Source organism: Marichromatium sp. AB31, from assembly GCF_003718685.1.
Taxonomy (GTDB): Bacteria; Pseudomonadota; Gammaproteobacteria; order Chromatiales; family Chromatiaceae; genus Marichromatium; species Marichromatium gracile.
The window spans coordinates 98,078-117,240 of sequence record NZ_RHFI01000010.1 but is presented as its reverse complement, the minus strand read 5'-3'; the positions used below and the strand labels follow the sequence as shown (position 1 = coordinate 117,240).

Here is a 19,163-nt window from a genome sequence, read left to right as displayed (position 1 = left end):
CTACGCTGTGAACCAGGAAAGTGGCGTGCGTGCGAGATCGAACCGGTCCCCCTCAAGGCCGCTGCGAGCGGCGGCTCGATGCATCGCGTCGCGTCTGTGGCGAGGATGGGCCCTCGGAACCGAGACCCTGTCGATCTCGGGAACTCCATCGTCTGAGCATCACTGTACCGGGCGCTCGCGTGGCCGCACACTCCACGATCGGGGTGGATGCGGGGCCTCCGTCTATCCCTTTCGGGATAGGTCCCCACCGTTCGTCCCAACGCACTCGACACGACGGCTGCATGCAATCCCCACAGCTGTTAGGCTCGGATAAAGATTGAATAATATAAGAACTTACTGATAAAAAACCCTCATGTCCAATCCCTTCTCGCTGACGGATGAGTCGACCTACCAGCGCTGGCGCGCGGTGAGGCTCGCGCGCCCGGCGCCGAGCGCGGCACGCCTGCGGGTACGGGTACAGCAGCCGGCGGCGCCCAGCCGCGCCGAACTCGCGGCCATCGGCGCACGGATCGCCAGCGACGGCATGGCGCTGGTCAGCTGCGCACCCGAGCAGCTCGGGGCCGAATCGCTGCTGGCGCTCGGGCGCGCGCTCGGGCTGCGCCGCACCGAGGCCAACCACTTCGCCGACGCCAGGGCGGTGAGCCGGATCACCCCGACCGACGGCCCGGGGGATGGACGCGGCGACTACATTCCTTATACCGAGCGGGCACTGAACTGGCACACCGACGGTTATTACAACCCGCCCGGGCAGCAGGTACGGGCCTGGATGCTGTTCTGCCTCCACCCCGCACGGGAGGGTGGCGAGAACCAGCTGCTCGATCCCGAGATCGCCTATATCCGGCTGCGCGACGCCTCGCCAGACCACATCGCCGCGCTGATGCACCCCGAGGCGCTCGCCATCCCCGCCCACGTGATCGACGGGCGGGTGCAGCGCGCCGAGAGCCGGGGACCGGTGTTCTCGATCCAGCAAGGTCGGCTGCACATGCGTTACTCGGCACGTCGCCGCAACGTGTGCTGGCGCGACACCCCGGAGACCGCCGCCGCCCGCGCCGCGCTCGACGAGTTGTTTTCGCGCGAGACTGTCTTCACATTCACCCACAGAATGGCCGCTGGCGAGGGACTGATCAGCAACAATGTGCTGCACAACAGAATGGCCTTCGCACCCGCCGCTCAAGAAGGGCGGGCACGTGAATTGTTGCGGATCCGTTACACCGACCGGGTCAACCCCGATTTGTGGACGGTATAATCGTATCGCCCTCGCCTGTCGTCGCGGGTACGAGACACGGTCACGCCCCGGTCGATCCCGCAAGCGGGGTCCGCCGCCCCCGCAACGACCGGTACGCCAGGCACAGTCTCCAGCAGACGCCCCACACCACGATTAGAAGGAACGGTTGCGTCAACCCATGCTCAAGCTCAGTGACATCCTCATCGCCAACCAGGACCTAGAATCGTTCGACGAACTCCTGCCCCTGGTCCAGACCGTCGCACGCACCGGAGAACGCTTCTTCCGCATGGACGTCCGCCCCCCCTACCCCGACACACCGGATGATTGGGAAGACCGCCTCGAAGCCGCCTTCAACGGCCTCATCCGTTAGCCGCAGGCCAGCCCCATGAAGCATCTCGATCTATTCGCCGAGCACCTGATCGACACCGCCGCCGACTCAGTGATCGGTCATGGCGCCGAACAAACGGCGTTGCAGGCGCATCTGCAGGCGCTCACCGAACGGCTTGCCGAGCTCGAACAGAGCAACGCGCCATGCGACGTGCTGGCCGACGCGCAACTCCAGATGGCCCGCGCCCTGGTCGGTCTGGGTCGCAGCGACGAGGCTTGGTCGCTCGCCCGCACAGTCTTCGACACCTTCATCGAGCACGACCAGTTCGAACTCGCCGCCGATGCCTGCGACATCCTCTTCCAGTGCAACCGTCCCGAATCACTCACCGCCCTCGGCCAGGGCATCTGGCTGGCGGTCACCTGCCCGATCGACCCCGAACTCACCACCGAACTGCTCACCCATGTCATCGAGGAGACCCCGGATGACGCCGATGGCGCCGCGGTCGCCGCAACCACCGCGCTGTTCCTCGCCGACGTACGCGCCGCCGGACACCAGCGCGAGGACCTGATGTTCTTCGCCACCCAGATGCTCGGCACCGTGGCCCGACGCCACAGCGGCGTCGACAGCCCGGAGCAGCTCGATCAGTGGATGGAGCGGCTGGAACTCAAGGAACCGGAGAAGTTCCTGGTGCGACTGCGCAACGTCGTCGACGTGCTGGTCCAGGACGACTGGTGGTTCGACCGCCAGGCGCTGCAGGACCGCCTACCCTTCGGACGCTGACACCATGTACTGGCAAGAACCCGAGCAGGAAGACGACTTCAGGGTCCCGGCAGACGTTGTCGAACTGGTCTTCGCGATCGACTGCCGGGCGCTCCCGGTCGATCATGCCGATGCCCTGCATCGCGCACTGATCGTCGCCCAGCCCTGGCTGGCGGAGACCGCCGGACTCGGCATCCACAGCATCCACGGCGCCGGCTCGCAGAACGGCTGGGAGCGCCCGCCGCACGGCACCGACACCTGCCTGCAGCTCTCGCGCCGCACCAAGCTGCGGCTGCGCGTCCCGCAACACCTGTCCGACTCGCTGCTGGCGACACTGCCGGGCAGCCGCATCGAGGTCGCCGGTCATCCGCTCACCATCGGGCAGGGACGCATCCGATCGCTCGATCCCAACCCCACGCAGCTCGCCCGTCATGTCGTCTGCAGCGCCGAGGAGGACGAGAACGCCTTCCTCGAACGCGCCGCCGAGACGCTCGCCCGGATCGAGGTCGGGATGCGCAAGGCGCTGTGCGGTCGCGCCCTCACGCTCGCCACCGCCGACGGCCCCCTTCACACCCGCAGCCTGCTGCTGGCAAATCTGCCGGCCGACGAGTCGATCCGGCTCCAGCAGCACGGGCTCGGATCGCACCGCCATCTCGGTTGCGGGCTGTTCATCGCACACAAGGGCATCGACCCGGTCCGTCCGGGCTGAACACTCGACCGCGCAGAAACACCAGATATCCGAACCGGCGCACCCGGCGCCGGTGATCATCGAGCCAGCAGTAGGGAGGAGTATGCAATGGCCATCGAGGTCAACGGCAAGACCATCGCCACCACCGCCAATGGCTATCTGGAGAACGCGACCGACTGGAGCGAGGCCGTCGCCGAGGCGCTCGCCGCCGAGGAGTCGGTCGAGCTGAGCGAACGCCACTGGGACGTGATCCGCTACCTGCGCGAGGAATACTTCGACAACGGCCAGAACCAGCCGATGGAGCGCGCGGTGCTCAAGGCGATGGCACAACGCTGGGGCAGCAAGCCGACGAGCAAGGATCTCTATCAGCTCTTCCCGCTCGCCCCGACCAAGCAGGGCACCCGCATCGCCGGGCTCCCCGAGGTCAGGCGCAAGGGGGGTTATTGAACCCGCAGCGACAGGCCGACGTCAGCCGCGCCGCGCGCGCCACCACAACGCCAACCCGGTGAGCCCGAGGATGTAACCGAGCCCGCCGAGCAGATCGCGCAGCCGCACGCGCGCCTGCTCGGCGGCCAGCTCCTCGCGCAGCGGACGCAGCTGACGCGCCACCGCCTGCTCGATCGCAGCGAGCAACGCCGGGTCGGCCACCGGCGTCGGCGCGACCGTCTGGGTCGCGGCTTGAAGGGGCTGAGCGGGCACGAACTCGGCAGCATCGATCCGCCACTCGGCGCGATGACCGTCGGCGGTCCGGGCCACCAGCCGATAATCGGCCGCTCGCGCCACCGTCTGCGCAAAGCGCCCTTCGGCATCACTCACCAACGCCAGCGACACCTCTCCCCCCGACAGCTCGATCGGCACGCCGACGGCGGGAGCCCCGCCGGAGAAGTAGACCGAGCCACTGATCCGCATCCCCTCGACGCCTGCGAACAGATTGAGCCGATGCGCCCAGGCCGGCTGCCAGCACAGCATCAGCAGTGCCAGCAGCAGCACCCGCGGCTCACTCGGGCGCACGCGCCCGCACCCAGATCAGGGCACCGAGCTCGACCGGCACCGCCTCGCCCTCGGGGTTGGTCATCGGCTGCTCGCCGGGGAGCAGCGCGGCGAAGCCCCACCACCCCGGGAAGGGCATGACATAGCTGAACACCCCGTCGCCGTCGGCCCGCACCACCTGGGTGAGGAAGGCCGGCGCCGGGGCCTCGATGCTGCCGTCGTTGCGCCACTCCACCTCGACCTCGGCGAAGGGCACCGGCTCGCCGGCGCGGCGCACCACGCCCTGGAACAGGTTACCGGTCCAGAGCCCGTAGGGACGGGTCAAGGGCTCGATCTCGACCGGCAAACCGAGCAGCCGCTCCCAGCCGTCCTGGGCGTCGAAGGCATCGACCACCACCTTGGTGTAGTGGACGATCATCACCCCCTCGGCCGGTTCCCAATAAGGGGCAGGCTCGACCATGAAGAGATGATCGCCCGGCCCCTTCACCCGATAGTCGGCGCGATAGCCACGCACCCCATCGGGGTGCTCGACCACCTCGAGCCGATCGCCGAGATCCTCGCGCCCCTGTGGACCGAGCACCTCGAAACGCACCGGTGGCGCCATGTCCATCCGCGGCCCGCCGGCCATCGGGTGGGTGAACTCGAGTTCGAGCGAGAGTTCGGGGCCGGTCGCGGCATCGAGGATCTCGTGCGAGGGGATCAGGGTCTGGAAATGGGCCTGTGCCACCAGCCAGGGACAGAGCAACAGCGAGGCGCCGAGCAGACGCGTCTGGGTCTTGAGCATGCATCCATTCATGTGCGATCTCCGGTTCTCGGACAAGGAAGGGGCGCAACCGTACAGCGTCACCCCCTTTCAGAAAACGCGACGCGGAGCGTCGAGGTGGACGACCGCGCCGGGGCAGCGACCGTCCACCCCGCACCCGGTCAGGGCATGTGCTCGAAACCGATCTTGCCATCGGCGGCGCGCTTGGCGTCGGTGGGCTTGAGCAGCAGCGGCACCAGTACGACCAGGGTCACCACCAGGAGGACGATCTCCAGCGCATAGACCATGTCATAGCCGACCGCCGGCCCCATCAGCTCGGCCCCGAAGACACCGTGTGCGGCCATCGCGGCGAAGATGTCCTGCAGGCTGCCGCCGAGCGCGACGGCGATACCGGTGGCCGTGGCCTGTACCGCGCCCCAGGCGCCCAGCGCCAGACCACTGTGTCCGCCTTCGGACATCGCCATCGCGGCCACCAGGGTCCCGATCAGGAACAACCCCGAGCCGAAACCGATCATCCCGGCGCCGGTCCGATAGAGCCAGGGCAGGTCGAGCGCCGAGGAAGTGATCACCGCGGCGAAGGCAAACACCCCGAACAACGCGCCGATGGTCGCGATCCGATAGGGCACGGTACCACGCCCGAGCAGCCGCGCCGCGAGACCAAAGGCCAGCAGGGTGCCGGCGGAGAGGATCGCGGTCAGCATGGTGGTCTGCGATACGCTCAGCCCCAGCACCTTGCCGCCATAGGGCTCGAGGAGGATGTCCTGCATGGTGAAGGCGGCGGTGCCGAGACCGACGGCCACCAGCAGGCGACTGGCCCGACCGCCGGAGACGAATTGCTTCCACGAGTCGGCAAAGGGCGGGCGTTCGATCTTCGCCGCGGCGCGCTCCGGATCAACCGCCTCCTGCTTCCACAGAGCGATCACGTTGAGCACCAGGGTCGCAACCGCCGCCCCCTGGATCAACTGGATCAGCAACTGCTGCGAGAAGTTGGTCAGCAACTGACCGAACAGCAGCGCGCTACCGCCCATCCCCACCAGCAGGGTCACATAAAGCAGCGCCACCACGCGCGGGCGCTTGTCCTCGGGCGCGAGGTCGGTGGCCAGCGCGAGCCCGGCGGTCTGCACCGTGTGCAGGCCCGCCCCCACCAACAGGAAGGCCAGGGCACCGCCGATCTGACCCATGACATTGAGACTGTTCTCGGCGTCGGCGAGTAGCAGCAGTGCGAACGGCATGATCGCGAAACCACCGAACTGCAGCATGGTCCCCATCCACATATAGGGGATACGGCGTAGCCCGAAGGCGGAGTGATGATAGTCCGAGCGGTATCCGATCAGCGCGCGCAGCGGTGCGAACACCAGCGGGAGGGCCACCATGGTCGCCACCAGCCAGGTCGAGACGCCGAGTTCGACGACCATCACCCGGTTGAGGGTACCGGTGAGCAGGACCATCGCCATGCCCACGGACACCTGGAACAACGACAGGCGCAGCAGGCGGCGCAGCGGAAGATCCGCCGTCGCCACATCGGCGAAGGGCAGGATCTTGGGCAGCAACTCGCGGAACGCGGCTGCCAAAGGATCATCAGGGCGACTCATGCCAGAATCAGCTCCAAACAGGGGTTGATACAGAGAAACGCGCGGCTCGGCGCAGAAGCGTCATCGCCTCTCCCCCGCTCACCACGCGAAGATGCGACCCGTGCGCGAGACGTGGCATCGCGCCGCTGGGGTCGACACGGTGGAGGCGATGGTACGCTCCTGGCAAGCACGAAGGAAGCCGGCGATTGCGTCGGCCAGCATGCACCGAGGCCTCTTCCGACCGGCCATGAACGCTTGCCAGGCATACGATCGAACCAAGAGGCAGGGGCAAATTCGACGCGCGAGGAAGCCATGCCTGCGTGCGACCGGGACGCGGTGGCGACGACAACATAGCGGCGGTCAAGGAAACGGACGGGAAGGAACACCGATGTGGCGTGGCTCAGTGCGCACCGGGATGGACATCGGTTATCGCTGCGACAGGTGTGGGACCACCTGCGCAAACGCCCGGACATGCGGAGCACATCCGGGCGTCATGGCAACCACCGTGGGCGGTCGCCATCAGGAACTGGTGCTTACCAGCCCAGGCCGATCGAGAACACGACCGCGTGCACGGCCAGTGCGACGACCAGCACGGAGAACAGGATCGGCATCAGCCAAGTGGCAGGATTGACGACCATCCAGATCTTCCAATCGTCTTCCGGGTTCTTCGGCTTTGCGATGTCGCTCATTGTTTTGACCTCGTTGGACTAGGTTAAAGTGCGTTGAACCGGGGCGGTTCGATTACCACCAGGGGTTCGCGGCGATGACGAACAGGTGCGCAAGTGCCGCCAGACCGACGAATGCGGTGTAGGTCACCTTGAACTGCTCGTGAAACTCTTTTGCCTGCTGCTCAGTCAATCCAGACATTGGAATACCCTCTAGCTTAAGGGGTTATAAACATTGCCGCACTCATCGATGTGCGCGACAAACCAGACGGACGCGACCGGATCGGTCGCGACGCCATAAATCACTCTGCCGGAGCAGCCTCTTCGGCCGCGACCGCCTCGACGGCCTCAGGAGCCGGAGCGGACCAGCCCTGATCGGGGAGCGAGAAGGCGTAGACGTGAACAGCCAGTGCCACCACCAGGACGGCAACCAGCGTCGGGATCAGCCAGGTAGCCGGATTCACCACCAGCCAAAAGCGGTAGTCCTGCTCCAGCGGTTTGTAGCCCATGATCTGCATATTCTTATCCTCGACGACGACCGATTACCACCAGGGGTTGGCAGCGATGACGAACAGGTGCGCAAGTGCCGCCAGACCGACGAATGCGGTGTAGGTCACCTTGAACTGCTCGTGGAATTCCTTCGCCTGCTGCTCGGTCAGACCCGACAGACTTTTCTGATCAGCCATGTTGGCCTCCTAATGAAATCGCGCCGTTACAAACGACTTGAATCTTTTCGCGACCCTCTGGCCGCGAAACCAGTGGTTCATGCGCTGCGCGGGACTCCGGTGGATCCAGGGGTCAGCGCAGATCTTGGGTGTCATCTTAGCTTTACATAGGTGAATGTCAAGACTAATAGACAACAGATCGCCGCAGGTTCCTGACAGCCTTTCCGAACAGGCCGCTTCTGAGGCGAAAAGCCGATAAAAAACGGCAAATTGCAGCGAAAGGAGAAAATACCGGATCGCAGAAGGCCGCGACCAGAACGCGCGCGCAGCGGCGATCGGCTGAAGAGCGACCGGTCAGCGATGGAGGAAAGGTTGGGAGGGCGAGGTGTCGAGAGACGTCTCTTCGTCCGAGCCAGGACTCCGCGTGGCTCGGACTCAGTGCTCTACAGTGGCGTTGCACCACTGGGCGACGGCAGACGAGGACAACCTCGTCTGCCGTGTACCGTGCTGTACGAGACAGCCGGTGAGACAGTCGGTTGCGCCGGGCGCAACCGCCGTCAGGCTGTTACCAGCCCAGACCGATCGAGAACACGACCGCGTGCACGGCCAGTGCGACGACCAGCACGGAGAACAGGATGGGCATCAGCCAGGTGGCAGGATTGACAACCATCCAGATCTTCCAATCGTCTTCCGGGTTCTTCGGCTTTGCGATGTCGCTCATTGTTTTGACCTCGTTGAATTAGGTTAGGGTGCGTTGAACCGAGGTTCGATTAGAACCAGGGGTTCGCAGCGATGATGAACAGGTGAACGACCGCCGCCAGGCCGACGAAAGCGGTGTAGGTCACCTTGAACTGCTCGTGGAATTCTTTTGCCTGCTGTTCAGTCAGTCCAGTCATGGAACTACCCTCTCTATGGGGTTTAAAACATTACCGCACTCAACTCATGAGATGCGCGCGGCAAACCAGACGGACGCGATCGACATGATCGCGACGCCATCAATCACTCAGCCGGAGCAGCCTCTTCAGCTGCGACCGCCTCGACGGCCTCAGGAGCCGGAGCGGACCAGCCCTGATCGGGGAGCGAGAAGGCGTAGACGTGAACAGCCAGTGCCACCACCAGGACGGCAACCAGCGTCGGGATCAGCCAAGTAGCCGGATTCACCACCAGCCAAAAGCGGTAGTCCTGCTCCAGCGGCTTGTAGCCCATGATCTGCATGTTCTTATCCTCGACGACGACCGATTACCACCAGGGGTTGGCAGCGATGACGAACAGGTGCGCCAGCGCAGCCAGACCGACGAATGCGGTGTAGGTCACCTTGAACTGCTCGTGGAATTCCTTCGCCTGCTGCTCGGTCAGACCCGACAGACTCTTCTGATCAGCCATTATTAGCCTCCTGTAGAAATCAACGAATACCGTATGCGGCACTCGCAACCTTAGGGATCGGACGAGATCGACCTCGACGATGCATCGCGAGCGATGCGGGGCCGGTCATGTCCTCGTCCTGGACTCTAGGACCCTGCGTGGATCCCGTGTGTCATCTTAGCTTGACATGACCGGATGTCAAGAAGGTTTTACATGACGAGAACAGACTTTTTGCTGCCCCAAAAAAACCAATAAAAACAGACTTCTGACAAAAAACCACTGCGATCGCAAAAGGGCATCGTCGAGGACCGAAACACGACTTTATGCAAGTAAATCCTTGATGTAGCCGATTCCGAAGGCCGCGATGGTGATCACCGCAACGGCGATCACCGCAACCTTGCCCATGTAGACGAGCATCGAGATGGCCGGACGCAGCGCGGAGCTGTAATCCTGCTCCGCGGCCGGCTGCGCGCCCTCGCTCTGACCAGCCTCCGGCGCCGGGGCGCTGCTGCGCGGCTCGGTCTCCTCGACCTGATAGGGGGCGATGGTGACGACGCGGAAGAAGCGCGACTCGGCCTCATCGCTCGACTTATCGATGACGACGAACTCTCCGTCCGCACCCAGCCGCTCGACGGCCGCAAACTCGGTCGCGAACGCCTTGAAACTCTCCGCCTCACCCTCGTGCTCCCAGGACGGGGAGCGCAGGGGCCAGGTTCTCTTTGCCGCATACTTCACGCGCGTTTCCTCTCGACAAGATGGATTGACAACGACGCCCCCGCACCCTGGTGTTCTGGATCCGTCCACTGTGGCGCGGGGCCGGGCGCATCCACTGCACCGACCGGCACGAGCGGACACGCATCGCAGGGCAAGACCGCCTGACGGCGGCCGGCGTCGATCCGGACCGACCAATTGCCCACAAGATTCGAGGGATTGTATTGACGCGACCCGCGCTTGTCATTGACGCGGCACGCCCCTGGCCGACCCGGGAGCGCGAGAAGTCGAGAGCAGAGCAGAAAGGATCGGGTGCGCCCTGAGGCGCACTCCTGAAGCAAGACCGGCACACCCGCTCCCGCGCGGGAGCGGGAGAAGGACTCAGGCGCCCGGGGCCGAGTCGGCGTGGACCTGGGTCTGGAGATAGTTCTCCAGACCCAGGGTATCGATCAGCCCGAGCTGCTGCTCGAGCCAGTAGGCGTGATCCTCCTCGGTATCGGCAAGGATCGAGAGCAGCACCTGGCGCGTCTGGTAATCGCGCTCTTGCTCGCAACAGGCGATGGCCTCCTTGAGCGCGGCGACCACCGCGTACTCGAGCTGCAGATCGTTGGCGAGCATCTCGGGCACGTCGCGCCCCACCCGCAGACCATCACGCTGACTCATGTCCGGGATGGCATCGAGGAACAGCATCCGCTGGATCAGCAACGCCGCGTGACCACGTTCGTCCTCGCTCTCGTGAAGGATGCGCGCCTGCAGCCGCGCATAACCCCAGTCCTCGTACATGTGGCCATGGATGAAGTACTGATCGATCGCCGCCAGCTCGTTGGCGAGCAGCCGCTGCAGGTGCTCGATCACCTTGGGATTGCCTTGCATGGGAAATACCTCGCCTGGATCCGTGGTTCAGACCTGGGTCTCGAGATAACGCTCGAGTCCGAGTTCATCGATCAGGGCGTGCTGGGTCTCGAGCCAGTCGATCTGCTCCTCCACCTCGCCGTTGAGGGACTCACACAGCGCCCGACTGACATAGTCGCCGAGCTGCTCGGCACGGGCCGCGCACTCCCCCAGCGCGGTGCGATAGCGCTGGCCGAGCTCCAGCTCCGCGGCGAGCTGCTCGGGCACGTCCTCGCCGACATGCAGCTTGCCGAGATCCTGCAGGTTGGGCAGCCCCTCGAGAAAGAGCACCCGTTCGATCAGACGGTCGGCCTGACGCATCGCCAGGATCGAGTAGTCATAGAGTCGCTTCTCGATCCCGGGGAATCCCCAGTGACCGAGCATGCGGGCGTGGAGGAAGGACTGGTTGATCGCGGTCAACGCCTCCTTGATGACCGCATTGAGCTGACGGTTCATCGCTGGATCGATCTTCATGCCTGGGCAGCCTCCTTGGATTAAGACACGGCGGTGCCGGGACACCCGCCTCGCCCTGAATTGAGCCTACGAACAGAGGGGTTGCAGGAATCGCGAATAATTCCTATTTTTCTTCTCAACCGCAATTCTCCTCGATCACGGGTCCGATTCCACCATGTACGTCTGCGTCTGCAATGCCGTCACCGACCGCCAGATCCGCGATGCCGCCACCAACGGCATCTCCTCGCTCTCGGAACTGCGCCGAGCCCTGGCCGTCCCGGGCCCGTGCGGACGTTGCGCGCGCTGCGCCCACGAGTTGCTGCGCGCCACGCGTCTCGACGCACCCGACGGCGCAGCCGCGTCACCCTGTGCCTGCGAATGAGCCTGAGGAGAGAGGTATGACCAAACAGCGCCGATTTCACCCCGCTCCCCCCTCCCGGCTACTGAGCCTGGTGCTCGCGCTGGTCCGCTCCCGTCCCCGCAGCCGCCTGCAACAACGCCGCTGGCTGCTGCGACGCCACCTCAAAGAGCACCCTCTCCTCCAGCCCGTCGCCCCGACGGAGTCCTCGCCACACTGAACCTGCGTCCATATTTCTTGCACCCTGGGGCGCGATCATGACGGCATGAGGCTCTCGATCCGCGCCAAACTCTTCCTCACCCTGCTGCTCGCCTGCGTGCTGGTACTGGTCGGCACCCAGGCGTTCATGCACTGGTCGCTCGAGCGCGGTCTGGTCGAGCTGGTCGACGCGCGCGAGCAGGCGCGGCTCGAGCAGGTCGGCGAACGTCTGATCGACAGCTATCGTGAGCACGGCGACTGGCAGGTACTGCGCGACGAGCCCTGGCTGTGGTTCAACGCCATCAGCGGCCGCGGCACGGCACCTGCCGGGCGCCGTCCTCCGATGCACGGCGGCCTCGGCAGCGGTGCCTGGCCGCCACCGCACGCGCTCGAGCGGCTGCGTCATCACGACCGCCCGACCCCACTGGAGCTGCGCCTGATGCTGCTCGACGCCGAGGGCAGCATCGTCTATGGCCGCAGCGAACTGCTCGCCGAGGCCCGCCGCCAGCCACTGCGCCTCGATGGCGAGATCATCGGGACGCTCGCCATCCTCCCCGGGCGCCCGGTGACCGAGGTCGCCGAGCTGCGCTTTCGCGCCCGTCAGGGCGATCGGCTGTGGCTGATCGCGGTGGCGATGCTCGCCCTCTCGGCCGCCCTCGCCTATCCGCTCTCGCGACGTCTGGTGCGCCCGGTGCGCGAGCTGCAGGAGACGGCCCGCCGACTCGCCGCGGGGGATTTCGCCGCACGCGCCGAGCCCCGAGGTGACGACGAACTCGCCCGGCTCGGGCGCGACGTCAACGCCCTGGCCGCCGCGCTCGAGAGCAACGAACAGGCGCGTCGGCGCTGGGTGGCCGACATCTCGCACGAACTGCGCACCCCGATCGCGCTGCTGCGCGCCCAGCTCGAGGCGGTCCAGGACGGGGTCAGACCAATCGATGCCGACACCGTCGATCAACTCCACGCCGACGCGCTGCGACTCGGCCGATTGGTCGACGATCTCTACGAACTCACCACCACCGATCTCGGCGCGCTCGGCTACCGCTTCGAGCCGACCGATCCGGTTGCGCTGCTGCGCGCCGACTGCGAGGCCTTCGCCGAGCGCTACGAACATGCCGGGCTGAGCCTCGCGCTCGTCGCCACGCCGCCGGGCGAGACCATCCTGATGGCCGATGCCCAGCGTCTCTCTCAGCTCTTTCGCAACCTGCTCGCCAACAGCCTGCAGTACACTGACCCCGGTGGACGGCTGGAGATCCGGATCGCACGCACCGCCGCCGGGCTGACCCTCGACCTCCAGGACACCGCCCCCGGCGTCCCCGAGGCGCAGTGCGCACGTCTGTTCGAACGACTCTACCGGGTCGAGGACTCGCGCAACCGCCACACCGGCGGCGCCGGGCTGGGATTGGCGATCGCCGACAACGTGGCGCGCGCGCACGGCGGCACCATCAGCGCCCGCCCCTCGCCGCTCGGCGGGTTGTGGATCCGTCTCGAACTCCCATCCGCCCCCGGACAACGCAGCGACCGATGACCGACAACACCAACGCCCCGCTGATCCTGATCGTCGAGGACGAGCAGCGTCTCGCCGCACTGCTCGCGGACTACCTGCACGCCGGCGGCTATCGCAGCGCCCATCTCGCCGAAGGCACCGAGGTGCTCGAATGGATCCGTGACCACCGGCCCGCACTGGTCCTGCTCGACCTGATGCTGCCGGGACGCGACGGGCTGACCCTGTGCCGCGAGATCCGCGCCGAGAGCCAGATACCGATCATCATCACCACCGCGCGCGTCGAGGAGATCGACCGCCTGCTCGGACTCGAACTCGGCGCCGACGACTATGTCTGCAAGCCCTACAGCCCGCGCGAACTGGTCGCCCGGGTCAAGGCCGTGCTCAGGCGCCAGCAGGTGAGCGCGGAGCCGGTCCGCGCGCTGCCCGGCGCCATCGACCTCGATTCGGCACGTCTGCGGGTCAGCGACGGCGAGCGCACCGTCGAACTCACCGCGGTCGAGTTCGCGCTGCTCGAGACCCTGCACCGCGCGCCAGGACGGATCTACTCGCGCGAACAGCTGATGGAGCGCATCTATCGCGACCGCCGGGTGGTCTCCGACCGCACCATCGACAGTCACGTCAAGAAGCTCCGGCGCAAGCTCGCCGAACTCCTCCCCGACCGAGAACTCATCCACGCCGTCTACGGCGTCGGCTACCGCTACGAGGACCAGCCCGACACGCCTGCCTGACAGGCAGCGGCCGGGGGGATTGAACCGCCAAGAGAAGAAAAGCCTCCAGCCGTCAGCCTCCAGTGAGGGAGGCGCGGTTGGTCTCGCCGCAGTTGAGTGCAAACCAACACTGGAGGCTGGTTGCTGAAGGCTGGTCGCTTTCTTCGCGTCCTTTGAGTCTTTGCGGTTCAATCTCCTGGCGGTTGGCGGTTGGCGGTTGGCGGCTGGCGGCTGGCGGCTGGCGGCTGGCGGCTGGCGGCTGGCGGCTGGCGGCTGGCGGCTGGCGGCTGGGCACAGCCTGACCCGAATCATCGGCGCCGGCGCGCGAACGCGTTATCATTCACCGGCGCACCCGGTGGCAGCCTCGTGCCACGCGCGCCGACCCCTGGCCCGACGAGGCGTCATCAGGACGATCAAGCCTTGCCCCTGCCATCCGCTTCCAGCCCGATGTCCCGCGCCACCCTGCTACGCCTGACCCTGTTGGTCGTGATCCTGCTCGGCAGCGGCGCGCGCGCGCTCGATCTCGCCGGGCTGCCGGTCTGGCACGACGAGACCTTCTCCCTGCTGCGGATCTTCGGTCATCCGTTCGAGGCGCTGCAGGCGGCACTCGAGGCCGCCGAACCGATCAGCGCCGCCGAGCTGCTGCGCTTCCAGCGCCCCGACCCCGCGCTCGGCTGGACGGCGACACTGCGGGCACTGGCCTCGCACCCCGAACACGCCCCGCTTTACTACCTGCTCGGACGCGTCGCCGGCGGCCTCGCCTCCGACCCGGTGGTGGGCCTGCGCGGGCTCGCCGCACTCTTCGGCGTGCTGCTGGTCCCGGCGGTGTTCTGGTTGACACGCGAACTCGGCGGTCGCGGGCTCACGCCCTGGGTCGCCGCGGCCCTGGTCGCCGTCTCCCCGGTGCAACTGCTCTATGCCCAGGAGGCGCGCCAGTACGCGCTCTGGCTGCTGCTCGTCGTCGCCGCCAGCGCGGCCCTGCTGCATGCCTGCCGACACGACCGGCGCGGCGACTGGTGGGGCTACGGTGCGCTGCTCACCCTCGGGCTCTATACCCATCTGCTGTTCGTACTGATGCTGCCGGTACACGCCCTGGTGGTTCTGGCGCGACGCGAGCGGTGGCGACGCTGGTTCATCGCAGTGGTGACGGCAGGCGTGCTGTTCCTGCCCTGGGTGGCGGTGATGGCCTTCGCCCCGGAGCGCATCGATGAGTTCACCGCCTGGATGCAGCGTCCGATCGACGGCGCACGCATCCTCGCCGCCTGGCGCGATCACCTGATGCACACCTTCGTCGATCTCGGCCCGACGCGGCTGCCGGGCTGGGCGGTGGGGCTGTTGCTCATGACCCTCGTCTGGGCGCTGTGGCGCTTCGTCGTCACCGCCCCCGGCGCGGCGGTGAGGCTCCTGCTCGCGACCATCCTGGTCCATCTGGGCATCGTGCTCGGGCCCGACCTGGTCCTCGGCGGCAGCCGCTCGCTGCACCTGCGCTACGCGCTGCCGGCGCTGCTCGCGCTCAGCCTGATCCTCGCCTGGTCGCTGGGACGGGCGCTCGAGGCCGCAGGACCGACAGCTCACGTCGCCGCCCTGGCGCTGCTCCTGCTGCTCGCGCTCGGGCTCGGCTCGCAGCACGCCATCCTCGAGGCCGAGACCTGGCGGACCAAGCAGTTCAGCGCCGACAACGCCGCCATCGCCGAGCGGATCAACCGCCAGGCGACAGGCGTCGAGGTGCTGGCCAGTCCCAGCGGGGTGAGCGCCGGCGAGCTGCTCTCGCTCGCCCACCAGCTCGCCCCCGAGACCCGACTGCGACAGCTCGCCGACCCGGCCGCGATCACGCCCGCGCCGGAGCGCACCTACTACCTGCTCACCCCCTCCGAGTCGCTGCGCGCGCAGCTCGCACCGACCCACCGGATCACCCCGATCGCGCCGACCTGGCAGTGGTTCGTTGCCACGCCCGAGGCCGGCCCAACCCCAGACAGCGGAGCCAGCCGATGAGACGCGCCGGCAACTTCCTCATCCCGATCCTGATCGCCCTGCTCACCATCGCCGCCTGGGCGCTGCTCAACCAGCCCGACGACGAGCCACCCTGGCCCTCTCGCATCCAGGGCTTCTCGTTCGCGCCGATGCACGCCGACGACGACCCCAGCGAGCACATCTACCCCTCGGTCGAGGAGATCGACGCCGATCTGGCGCTGCTCCAGGGCGATGCCTATGCGGTGCGCACCTATACCGTCGAGGACACCCTGGCGGCAGTGCCCCGGCTGGCCGCCGCGCACGATCTCAACGTCACCCTCGGCGCCTGGGTCGGCCCGGACACCGAGGTCAACGAGCGCGAACTCGAACGCCTGCACCAGGTGCTCGCCGAGGGCTATCGCAACGTGGTGCGGGTGATCGTCGGCAACGAGGCAATCCTGCGCCGCGACGTCTCGGTGGCGACGCTGATGGACTATCTCGACCAGGTGCGCAAGACCACCTGGCTGCCGGTGAGCACCGCCGAGCCCTGGCACGTCTGGTTGAAATATCCCAAGCTCGCCGAACACGTCGACTTCATCACCATTCACCTGCTGCCCTACTGGGAGGGCGTGCCCTACGACGAGGCGGTGGATTACGCCATCTCGCGCTACGAACAGGTCAAGGCCGCCTTCCCCGACAAGCAGGTGATCATCGGCGAGGTCGGTTGGCCGAGCAACGGCCGGCGCAACCGCGGCGCCGAGCCCTCGCCGGCCAACCAGACCCGCTTTCTGCGACGTTTCCTCGCCCACGCCGAGGCCGAGGGCTATGTCTATTACGTGATGGAGGCCTTCGATCAACCCTGGAAGATGAAGATCGAGGGCTCGATCGGCACCTACTGGGGCGTCTACGACGTCGAGCGCCAGCCCAAGTTCACCCTCACCCAGCCGGTGGTGCGCATCCCCGACTGGCAGGAGCTGGCCGCGCTCTCGGTGCTGATGGCGGTGCTGTTGCTCGCCTTCCTCTATCGCGACAGCGCCACGCTGTCGAGCAAGGGCAAGGGGTTCCTGGCGATCGTCACCTACGCCATCTCCACCGCCGCGGTGTGGATCGTCTACGACTACACCCGTCAGTACATGACCCCGGCGACTGCGGTCGTCGGCATCCTGCTGCTGCTCGGCGGCGTCGGGGTGATCGTGCTGGTCTCGGCCGAGGCGCACGAGTGGGCCGAATCGCTGTGGCTGCGCCGCTGGCGCCGCGCCTTCCCGCGCCACCAACTGCCCGATGACGCACTGCCGCTGGTCTCGGTCCAGGTCCCGGCCTACAACGAGCCCCCGGAGCTGCTGATCGAGACCCTCGATGCCCTGGCCGCGCTCGACTATCCGCGCTTCGAGGTCCTGGTGATCGACAACAACACCAAGGACGAGGCGGTGTGGCGCCCGGTCGAGGCACACTGCGCACGGCTCGGCGCGCGCTTCCGCTTCTTCCACGTCGCGCCACTCGAGGGCTACAAGGCCGGTGCGCTCAACTTCGCGCTGCGCCACACCCATCCCGACGCCGAGGTGGTGGCGGTGATCGACGCCGACTACATCGTCTCGCCGAACTGGCTGCGCGACCTGGTGCCGGCCTTCGCCGATCCCGAGGTCGGCATCGTCCAGGCCCCGCAGGACTATCGCGACGCCGACCAGAACGCCTTCAAGGCGATGTGCATGGCCGAGTATCGCGGCTTCTTCCACATCGGCATGGTCACCCGCAACGAGCGCAACGCCATCATCCAGCACGGCACCATGACGATGATCCGGCGCGGACCGCTCGAGGACGGCGGCTGGTCGGAGTGGTGCATCACCGAGGACGCCGAGCTCGGGCTGCGGGTGTTCGAGGCCGGCCACAAGGCCCTCTACATCCCCTGCACCTATGGCCGCGGGCTGATGCCCGACACCTTCTCCGACTTCAAGAAACAGCGCTATCGCTGGGCCTACGGCGCGGTGCGCATCCTCATCCACCACTGGCGCGAGCTGTTCGGGCTGCGCAAGACCGCGCTCACCGCCGGGCAGCGCTATCACTTCCTCGCCGGCTGGCTGCCGTGGTTCGCCGACGGCATCAACCTGCTGTTCAACCTCGCCGCGCTCGGCTGGACGGTGGCGATGGTGATGTTCCCGAGCGAGGTCACCCCGCCCTATATCACCGTCGCCCTGGTCCCATTGGTGATGTTCGGCTTCAAGATGTCGAAGAGCTTCTTCCTCTATCGCCGCCGCGTCACCGCCACCCTGCGCCAGAGCCTCGCCGCGGGCCTCGCCGGTCTGGCGCTCTCGCACACCATCTCGCGGGCGATGTTCGGCGCCCTGGCCAGCGGCAGGCTCGGTTTCTTCCGTACCCCCAAGCTCGCCAGCGCGCCGGCCGCGGTGCGCGCCCTGCTCGACGCCCGCGAGGAGGCGCTGTTCGTGGTCGCGCTATGGCTCGGCGCGGTGCTGGTGCTGCTGCGTGACGATGGCTACATGCTCGACGTGCGTATCTGGGCGGCGGTGCTGCTGGTGCAGTCGATCCCCTATCTCGCCTCGGTGGTGGTCTCGCTGATCAGCGCCGCACCGCGACTGCCGGCACGCCTGGTCGGCCCGATGGGGACGATGGAGTGCGAACGACTGCAGCCCTCCGACGACACCTCGGCGACCTGATGGACGGCCCCAGGGACACGGCGGAAGCATCCGCCCGAGCGGATTAAGGGTTTACCCCTAGGTGGTTTCCCTATAGACTCGCGCCAACCTCTGAATCACGGCGCTCACCCGTCCCGCACACCAGCGCGGGACGGGGTGTCCATGCGCCGCAATACAACAGAATCAGGTTGGCCTCATGCACAGAATCCCCGGCATCCTCCGTAGCGGCGCGCTCGCCGCGCTGCTCGTCCTCCCCGCGGCCCAGGTCTCGGCCAAGGTCACCCCCGGCGACGTCCAGAAAGGCATCGCCTCCTACTATCACGACAGCCTCCACGGGCTACCGACGGCCAGCGGCACCCCGTACGACAAGAACCGACTGAGCGCCGCGCACAAGACCCTGCCGCTCGGCACCAAGGTGCGCGTCACCGACACCGCCACCGGCAAGAGCATCGTGGTGCGGATCAACGATCGCGGCCCCTTCATCAAGGGCCGCATCATCGACCTCTCGCGCGCCGCCGCCGCCAAGCTCGACATGCTCCACAAGGGACTGGCGCGGGTCCGCGTCGAGATCCTCAGCGTGCCCGGCCGACGCGGGTCGTAAGAGCGACCAGCGATCAAGGGATTGAACCGCCAAGCCGCGAAGAGCGCGAAGGGGAAAATAGCCTCCAGCGACCAGCCTTCAGCCGCCAGCGGCGCTGCGCTCAACGACCGCTGTCTGGATCATGCG

Annotated in this window: 25 protein-coding genes; 11 read left to right on the top strand and 14 right to left on the bottom strand. The window is 66.7% G+C overall.

The window, feature by feature from the left end; genetic code table 11:
- Positions 1–352 precede the first annotated feature (352 nt).
- From EBL84_RS09705 to EBL84_RS09685, 5 genes are all read left to right on the top strand, one after another.
- Positions 353–1,246, top strand: coding sequence for a TauD/TfdA family dioxygenase (locus EBL84_RS09705; RefSeq protein ID WP_123140631.1), 894 nt, complete (start codon positions 353–355; stop codon positions 1,244–1,246).
- Between the two features lie 157 nt (positions 1,247–1,403).
- Positions 1,404–1,595 (top strand): hypothetical protein, encoded by a 192-nt coding sequence (locus tag EBL84_RS09700; RefSeq protein WP_062277686.1) that lies wholly within the window; start codon positions 1,404–1,406, stop codon positions 1,593–1,595.
- Positions 1,596–1,610: 15 nt separating this feature from the next.
- Positions 1,611–2,333, top strand: a complete 723-nt coding sequence (locus EBL84_RS09695; protein WP_062277683.1) for a hypothetical protein — start codon at positions 1,611–1,613, stop codon at positions 2,331–2,333.
- Between the two features lie 4 nt (positions 2,334–2,337).
- Positions 2,338–3,021 (top strand): type I-MYXAN CRISPR-associated protein Cas6/Cmx6, encoded by a 684-nt coding sequence (cas6, locus tag EBL84_RS09690; protein WP_123140630.1) that lies wholly within the window; start codon positions 2,338–2,340, stop codon positions 3,019–3,021.
- Positions 3,022–3,108: 87 nt separating this feature from the next.
- Positions 3,109–3,447, top strand: a complete 339-nt coding sequence (locus EBL84_RS09685) for a TusE/DsrC/DsvC family sulfur relay protein (RefSeq protein ID WP_123140629.1) — start codon at positions 3,109–3,111, stop codon at positions 3,445–3,447.
- A 21-nt stretch (positions 3,448–3,468) separates the two neighbouring features.
- Here EBL84_RS09685 and EBL84_RS09680 read toward each other — a convergent pair whose 3' ends face one another.
- From EBL84_RS09680 to bfr (EBL84_RS09615), 14 genes are all read right to left on the bottom strand, one after another.
- Positions 3,469–4,011, bottom strand: coding sequence for a carboxypeptidase-like regulatory domain-containing protein (locus EBL84_RS09680; protein ID WP_123140628.1), 543 nt, complete (start codon positions 4,009–4,011; stop codon positions 3,469–3,471).
- Positions 3,998–4,786, bottom strand: a complete 789-nt coding sequence (locus EBL84_RS09675) for a DUF4198 domain-containing protein (RefSeq protein WP_369957844.1) — start codon at positions 4,784–4,786, stop codon at positions 3,998–4,000. Before EBL84_RS09675 ends, EBL84_RS09680 begins: the two co-directional genes overlap by 14 nt.
- 128 nt (positions 4,787–4,914) lie before the next feature.
- A complete protein-coding gene (locus EBL84_RS09670) occupies positions 4,915–6,345 on the bottom strand; it encodes a BCD family MFS transporter (RefSeq protein ID WP_123140626.1) in 1,431 nt (476 codons plus the stop codon).
- A gap of 512 nt (positions 6,346–6,857) precedes the next feature.
- A complete protein-coding gene (gene pufA / locus EBL84_RS09665) occupies positions 6,858–7,013 on the bottom strand; it encodes a light-harvesting antenna LH1, alpha subunit (protein ID WP_082806268.1) in 156 nt (51 codons plus the stop codon).
- 52 nt (positions 7,014–7,065) lie between these two features.
- On the bottom strand, positions 7,066–7,191 hold the full coding sequence (gene pufB / locus EBL84_RS09660; protein WP_062277669.1) for a light-harvesting antenna LH1, beta subunit: 126 nt from the start codon (positions 7,189–7,191) through the stop codon (positions 7,066–7,068).
- Between the two features lie 100 nt (positions 7,192–7,291).
- Positions 7,292–7,507, bottom strand: a complete 216-nt coding sequence (gene pufA / locus EBL84_RS09655; RefSeq protein ID WP_062277663.1) for a light-harvesting antenna LH1, alpha subunit — start codon at positions 7,505–7,507, stop codon at positions 7,292–7,294.
- Positions 7,508–7,531: 24 nt separating this feature from the next.
- A complete protein-coding gene (gene pufB, locus EBL84_RS09650) occupies positions 7,532–7,675 on the bottom strand; it encodes a light-harvesting antenna LH1, beta subunit (protein WP_062277660.1) in 144 nt (47 codons plus the stop codon).
- Between the two features lie 544 nt (positions 7,676–8,219).
- Positions 8,220–8,375: a light-harvesting antenna LH1, alpha subunit gene (gene pufA / locus EBL84_RS09645; protein WP_082806268.1), complete on the bottom strand. Its 156-nt coding sequence runs from the start codon at positions 8,373–8,375 to the stop codon at positions 8,220–8,222.
- Between the two features lie 49 nt (positions 8,376–8,424).
- The gene (gene pufB / locus EBL84_RS09640) at positions 8,425–8,550 is read right to left on the bottom strand and encodes a light-harvesting antenna LH1, beta subunit (RefSeq protein ID WP_062277666.1); all 126 of its coding nucleotides are present in this window, start codon (positions 8,548–8,550) and stop codon (positions 8,425–8,427) included.
- Between the two features lie 103 nt (positions 8,551–8,653).
- Positions 8,654–8,869: a light-harvesting antenna LH1, alpha subunit gene (gene pufA / locus EBL84_RS09635; RefSeq protein ID WP_062277663.1), complete on the bottom strand. Its 216-nt coding sequence runs from the start codon at positions 8,867–8,869 to the stop codon at positions 8,654–8,656.
- Positions 8,870–8,893: 24 nt separating this feature from the next.
- Entirely contained in the window at positions 8,894–9,037 is a 144-nt protein-coding gene (pufB, locus tag EBL84_RS09630; RefSeq protein WP_062277660.1) for a light-harvesting antenna LH1, beta subunit, read from the bottom strand.
- A 300-nt stretch (positions 9,038–9,337) separates the two neighbouring features.
- A complete protein-coding gene (locus EBL84_RS09625; RefSeq protein ID WP_123140625.1) occupies positions 9,338–9,751 on the bottom strand; it encodes a hypothetical protein in 414 nt (137 codons plus the stop codon).
- Positions 9,752–10,108: 357 nt separating this feature from the next.
- Positions 10,109–10,600 carry a bacterioferritin gene (gene bfr / locus EBL84_RS09620; protein WP_062277655.1) on the bottom strand — a complete coding sequence of 164 codons (492 nt, stop codon included), beginning with the start codon at positions 10,598–10,600 and terminating at the stop codon, positions 10,109–10,111.
- A 27-nt stretch (positions 10,601–10,627) separates the two neighbouring features.
- Entirely contained in the window at positions 10,628–11,092 is a 465-nt protein-coding gene (gene bfr / locus EBL84_RS09615; RefSeq protein ID WP_123140624.1) for a bacterioferritin, read from the bottom strand.
- Between the two features lie 154 nt (positions 11,093–11,246).
- On the opposite strand from bfr (EBL84_RS09615), the gene EBL84_RS09610 reads away from it, so the two are divergent.
- From EBL84_RS09610 to EBL84_RS09585, 6 genes are all read left to right on the top strand, one after another.
- Entirely contained in the window at positions 11,247–11,453 is a 207-nt protein-coding gene (locus EBL84_RS09610) for a (2Fe-2S)-binding protein (RefSeq protein ID WP_123140623.1), read from the top strand.
- A gap of 241 nt (positions 11,454–11,694) precedes the next feature.
- Entirely contained in the window at positions 11,695–13,152 is a 1,458-nt protein-coding gene (locus tag EBL84_RS09605) for an ATP-binding protein (RefSeq protein WP_123140622.1), read from the top strand.
- Positions 13,149–13,859, top strand: a complete 711-nt coding sequence (locus tag EBL84_RS09600; RefSeq protein WP_123140621.1) for a response regulator — start codon at positions 13,149–13,151, stop codon at positions 13,857–13,859. Before EBL84_RS09605 ends, EBL84_RS09600 begins: the two co-directional genes overlap by 4 nt.
- Positions 13,860–14,258: 399 nt before the next feature.
- Positions 14,259–15,830, top strand: coding sequence for a glycosyltransferase family 39 protein (locus EBL84_RS09595; RefSeq protein ID WP_148040288.1), 1,572 nt, complete (start codon positions 14,259–14,261; stop codon positions 15,828–15,830).
- Positions 15,827–18,457 carry a glycosyltransferase gene (locus tag EBL84_RS09590; RefSeq protein WP_123140619.1) on the top strand — a complete coding sequence of 877 codons (2,631 nt, stop codon included), beginning with the start codon at positions 15,827–15,829 and terminating at the stop codon, positions 18,455–18,457. Before EBL84_RS09595 ends, EBL84_RS09590 begins: the two co-directional genes overlap by 4 nt.
- 175 nt (positions 18,458–18,632) lie before the next feature.
- Entirely contained in the window at positions 18,633–19,037 is a 405-nt protein-coding gene (locus EBL84_RS09585; RefSeq protein WP_123140618.1) for a septal ring lytic transglycosylase RlpA family protein, read from the top strand.
- Positions 19,038–19,163: the final 126 nt, after the last annotated feature.

Coding starts and splice junctions, on each gene's coding strand:
- pufA (WP_062277663.1), bottom strand. CDS start 7,507: ATGCAGATCATGGGCTACAAACCGCTGGAGCAGGACTACCGCTTTTGG.
- pufA (WP_082806268.1), bottom strand. CDS start 7,013: ATGAGCGACATCGCAAAGCCGAAGAACCCGGAAGACGATTGGAAGATC.
- EBL84_RS09600 (WP_123140621.1), top strand. CDS start 13,149: ATGACCGACAACACCAACGCCCCGCTGATCCTGATCGTCGAGGACGAG.
- EBL84_RS09675 (WP_369957844.1), bottom strand. CDS start 4,786: ATGAATGGATGCATGCTCAAGACCCAGACGCGTCTGCTCGGCGCCTCG.
- pufA (WP_082806268.1), bottom strand. CDS start 8,375: ATGAGCGACATCGCAAAGCCGAAGAACCCGGAAGACGATTGGAAGATC.
- EBL84_RS09610 (WP_123140623.1), top strand. CDS start 11,247: ATGTACGTCTGCGTCTGCAATGCCGTCACCGACCGCCAGATCCGCGAT.
- EBL84_RS09670 (WP_123140626.1), bottom strand. CDS start 6,345: ATGAGTCGCCCTGATGATCCTTTGGCAGCCGCGTTCCGCGAGTTGCTG.
- pufB (WP_062277660.1), bottom strand. CDS start 9,037: ATGGCTGATCAGAAGAGTCTGTCGGGTCTGACCGAGCAGCAGGCGAAG.
- bfr (WP_062277655.1), bottom strand. CDS start 10,600: ATGCAAGGCAATCCCAAGGTGATCGAGCACCTGCAGCGGCTGCTCGCC.
- EBL84_RS09705 (WP_123140631.1), top strand. CDS start 353: ATGTCCAATCCCTTCTCGCTGACGGATGAGTCGACCTACCAGCGCTGG.
- pufA (WP_062277663.1), bottom strand. CDS start 8,869: ATGCAGATCATGGGCTACAAGCCGCTGGAGCAGGACTACCGCTTTTGG.
- bfr (WP_123140624.1), bottom strand. CDS start 11,092: ATGAAGATCGATCCAGCGATGAACCGTCAGCTCAATGCGGTCATCAAG.
- pufB (WP_062277666.1), bottom strand. CDS start 8,550: ATGACTGGACTGACTGAACAGCAGGCAAAAGAATTCCACGAGCAGTTC.
- EBL84_RS09590 (WP_123140619.1), top strand. CDS start 15,827: ATGAGACGCGCCGGCAACTTCCTCATCCCGATCCTGATCGCCCTGCTC.
- pufB (WP_062277669.1), bottom strand. CDS start 7,191: ATGTCTGGATTGACTGAGCAGCAGGCAAAAGAGTTTCACGAGCAGTTC.
- cas6 (WP_123140630.1), top strand. CDS start 2,338: ATGTACTGGCAAGAACCCGAGCAGGAAGACGACTTCAGGGTCCCGGCA.
- EBL84_RS09695 (WP_062277683.1), top strand. CDS start 1,611: ATGAAGCATCTCGATCTATTCGCCGAGCACCTGATCGACACCGCCGCC.
- EBL84_RS09700 (WP_062277686.1), top strand. CDS start 1,404: ATGCTCAAGCTCAGTGACATCCTCATCGCCAACCAGGACCTAGAATCG.
- pufB (WP_062277660.1), bottom strand. CDS start 7,675: ATGGCTGATCAGAAAAGTCTGTCGGGTCTGACCGAGCAGCAGGCGAAG.
- EBL84_RS09605 (WP_123140622.1), top strand. CDS start 11,695: ATGAGGCTCTCGATCCGCGCCAAACTCTTCCTCACCCTGCTGCTCGCC.
- EBL84_RS09585 (WP_123140618.1), top strand. CDS start 18,633: ATGCACAGAATCCCCGGCATCCTCCGTAGCGGCGCGCTCGCCGCGCTG.
- EBL84_RS09685 (WP_123140629.1), top strand. CDS start 3,109: ATGGCCATCGAGGTCAACGGCAAGACCATCGCCACCACCGCCAATGGC.